Here is a 3,454-nt window from a genome sequence, read left to right as displayed (position 1 = left end):
CCAATCCTGCAGGGTCTTCATCTCGGCCGACGAGAAGCCCTTCGGCCCGACGAGCTTGTAGCGCATGATCTCGCCCACCGGGCTCGTCGGCGAGATCTGCGGCGTCACGCTCGGCCTGATCAACGGCGACAACGCGCAGGTGGTGGACGGGCTCGCCGCCGGCGAGGAGGTCGTCACCCGCGGCGCGCTGTTCATCGACCGCGCCGCGTCGGGCGACAAGGCGTCCTGACCGGACGGGAACGGCCGGGGGGCATGACGCGATGAACAGCCTGATCGTCTTCTCTCTGCGCCAGCGCGTGCTGGTGTGCCTCGGCTTCCTGGTGATGCTGGCGCTCGGCTACGCCGCCTACACCCAGCTCAACATCGAGGCCTATCCCGATCCGGTCCCGCCGCTCGTCGACGTGATCACCCAGAATCCCGGCCAGTCGGCCGACGAGATCGAGCGCTACATCACGATCCCGCTGGAGGTGGCGCTCGCCGGCATCCCGAACGCGCAGGTGGTGCGCACGATCTCGCTGTTCGGCCTGTCCGACGTGAAGGTGCAGTTCAACTACGAGTTCACCTACGAGGAGGCCTTGCAGCGGGTGCTCAACCGCCTGTCGCAGGCGCCGCCCCTGCCGAACGGCGCGACGCCGCAGATCTCGCCGACGAGCCCGGTGGGCGAGATCATGCGCTACAAGCTCGTCGGGCCGAAGGGCTTCTCGTCGGCCGAGATGAAGACCCTGCAGGATTGGGTGCTGCAGCGCCGCTTCAAGGCGATTCCGGGCGTCGTCGACGTGACCGCCTTCGGCGGCAAGGCCAAGGAATACGAGATCGCGGTCGACCTCAACCGCCTCCAGGCCCAGGGCATGACCCTGGTGCAGCTCGTCTCGGCCCTCAACAACTCCTCGATCAACGTCGGCGGCCAGACGCTGAACGTCGGCGAGCAGTCGGCCGTGGTCCGCGGCGTCGGCCTGATCCGCGACATGGACGACATCAAGGATACGATGCTGACCCAGGTCGCCGGCACGCCGGTGCTGGTGCGGGACGTGGCGGACGTGCGCGTCTCGAACGCGCCGCGGCTGGGCATCGTCGGTCACGACGGCTCGAACGACATCGTCGAGGGCATCGTCCTGATGAGCCGCGGCGGCCAGAGCCTGCCGACGCTCAAGCGCGTGGAAGCCGAGATCGAGAAGATCAACGCCTCGACGATCCTGCCGCCCGAGGTGAAGATCGAGCGGATCTACGACCGGTCGGGGCTGATCCACACCACCACGCACACGGTGATGCACAACCTCGTCTTCGGCGTGGTTCTGGTCTTCGTGGTGCAGTGGCTGTTCCTCGGCTCGCTTCGAAGCGCGATCATCGTGGCGGCGACCATCCCCTTCGCCCTCGGCTTCGCCATCCTGATCCTGGTGGTGCGCGGCGATTCCGCGAACCTCCTGTCGCTCGGCGCGATCGATTTCGGGCTGATCGTCGACGCCACCGTCATCATGGTCGAGAACGTGTTCCGGCACCTGGCCGAGCCGCACCACTCGGAGGGGCAGCCGGCGCCGGGCGGCCTCACCGGACGGCTCGGCACCATCGCCATCGCCGGCTCCGAGGTGAACCGGGCGATCTTCTTTTCGGCGACGATCATCATCGTCGGCTTCCTGCCGCTGTTCACGATGTCGGGCGTCGAGGGCCACATCTTCGGGCCGATGGCCAAGACCTACGCCTACGCGCTGGTCGGCGGCCTGCTCGCGACCTTCACGGTCTCGCCCGCGCTCTCGGCGGTGATCCTGCCGAAGCACGTGGAGGAGCGCGACACCCTGATCGTGAAGGTGCTGCGCTTCGGCCACGAGATCATCCTCGGCTTCGGCCTGCGCAACCGCATCCTCTCGATCGCGGTGACGGTGGCGATCCTGCTGGTGTCGGGGCTCGTCGCGCGGAACCTCGGCCTCGAGTTCCTGCCCAAGCTCGAGGAGGGCAACCTCTACGTGCGCGGCACGATGCCGGCCTCGATCTCGCTGGAGGCCGGCAACGCCTACGTCGAGCGCCTGCGCAAGATCTTCACCGAGGTGCCCGAGGTCGTCACCGTGATCTCGCACCAGGGCCGGCCGAGCGACGGCACCGACGCCACCGGCTTCTTCAACGTCGAGATCCTGGCGCCGCTGAAGCCGATCGACCAGTGGCGCAAGGGGCTCGACAAGGAACAGCTCATCGCCGGGCTGTCGAAGCGCCTCGACGCGGAGTTCCCCGGCATCGAGTTCAACTTCTCCCAGTACATCGAGGACAACGTCCAGGAGGCGGCCTCGGGGGTGAAGGGCGAGAACTCGGTCAAGGTCTACGGCACGGATCTAGCCGCGATCACCAAGGCGGCCAACGACGTGAAGGCGGTGCTCGCCACCGTCCCCGGCGTCACCGACCTCTCGGTCTTTGCCTCGCTGGGCCAGCCCACGGTGCGGATCGACGTCGACCGCCACAAGGCCGCCCGCTACGGCCTCTCGATCGGCGACGTGAACACCACCATCGCCGCCGCCATCGGCGGACAGACCGCGGGCGACCTCTACGAGTACGGCTCCGACCGGCACTTCCCGATGCGCGTGCGGCTGGCGAAGGAATACCGCTCGTCGCTGGCCACCATCCGCAACATCACCATCGGCGCCGCCAACCCGAACGGCGGCGTGGTGCAGGTGCCGCTCTCCGAGATCGCCGACGTCGACCTCGTCTCGGGCGCGTCGTTCATCTACCGCGAGGACCAGGAGCGCTACATCCCGGTGAAGTTCTCGGTGCGCGGGCGCGACCTCGGCGGCACCGTGCTGGAGGCGCAACGGCGCGTCGCCGACGAGGTGACGCTGCCGGCCGGCTATCACCTCGAATGGGTCGGCCAGTTCACCAACCTGCAGGACGCGGTGACGCGCCTCAGCCTGGTGGTGCCGATCACCCTGGTGCTGATCGCGCTGCTGCTGTTCATCAACTTCAACTCGGTCGCCGACATGCTGCTCGGCCTGTCGGTGATCCCGATGGCGATGATCGGCGGCATCTTCGCGCTGGCGCTCACCGGCACCCCGTTCTCGATCTCGGCGGCGATCGGCTTCATCGCGCTGTTCGGCATCTCGACGATGGAGGGCGTGATCCTGCTCGCCTACTACAACCAGCTGATGGAAGAGGGATGGCCGCGCAAGGAGGCTGTCTGGCACGCCTCGATCGTGCGGATGCGGCCGGTGATGATGACCTGCGTCGCCGCCTGCGTCGGCCTCCTGCCGGCGGCGGTCTCCACCGGCATCGGCTCACAGGTGCAGAAGCCGCTAGCCCTCGTCGTCGTCGGCGGCATCCTGCTCGCGCCCAACCTGATCCTCGTGGTGGTGCCGGTGCTGATCTCGCTGTTCTCCCGCCGCCAGCCGAACCCGCTGGCGACGCCCGTCCTGCACCGGGCGGCGGCGTGATGGCGTCGGCTTCGAAACCCGTGGCGCGGGCACCACAACCCCCGCCC

The 3,454-nt window shown here is 68.0% G+C and carries 2 protein-coding genes; both read left to right on the top strand.

Annotated elements, in window-relative coordinates; all coding sequences use genetic code 11:
* The first annotated feature begins 64 nt into the window (after nt 1-64).
* Nucleotides 65-229: a hypothetical protein gene (locus FV222_RS29895; RefSeq protein ID WP_187277398.1), complete on the top strand. Its 165-nt coding sequence runs from the start codon at nt 65-67 to the stop codon at nt 227-229.
* A gap of 31 nt (nt 230-260) precedes the next feature.
* Nucleotides 261-3,407 carry a CusA/CzcA family heavy metal efflux RND transporter gene (locus FV222_RS20525; protein ID WP_147762769.1) on the top strand — a complete coding sequence of 1,049 codons (3,147 nt, stop codon included), beginning with the start codon at nt 261-263 and terminating at the stop codon, nt 3,405-3,407.
* Nucleotides 3,408-3,454 lie beyond the last annotated feature (47 nt).

The sequence above is a fragment of the Methylobacterium sp. WL103 genome, from assembly GCF_008039885.1.
GTDB classification, from domain to species: Bacteria; Pseudomonadota; Alphaproteobacteria; order Rhizobiales; family Beijerinckiaceae; genus Methylobacterium; species Methylobacterium cerastii.
This window is presented reverse-complemented; position numbering and strand designations above follow the sequence as displayed.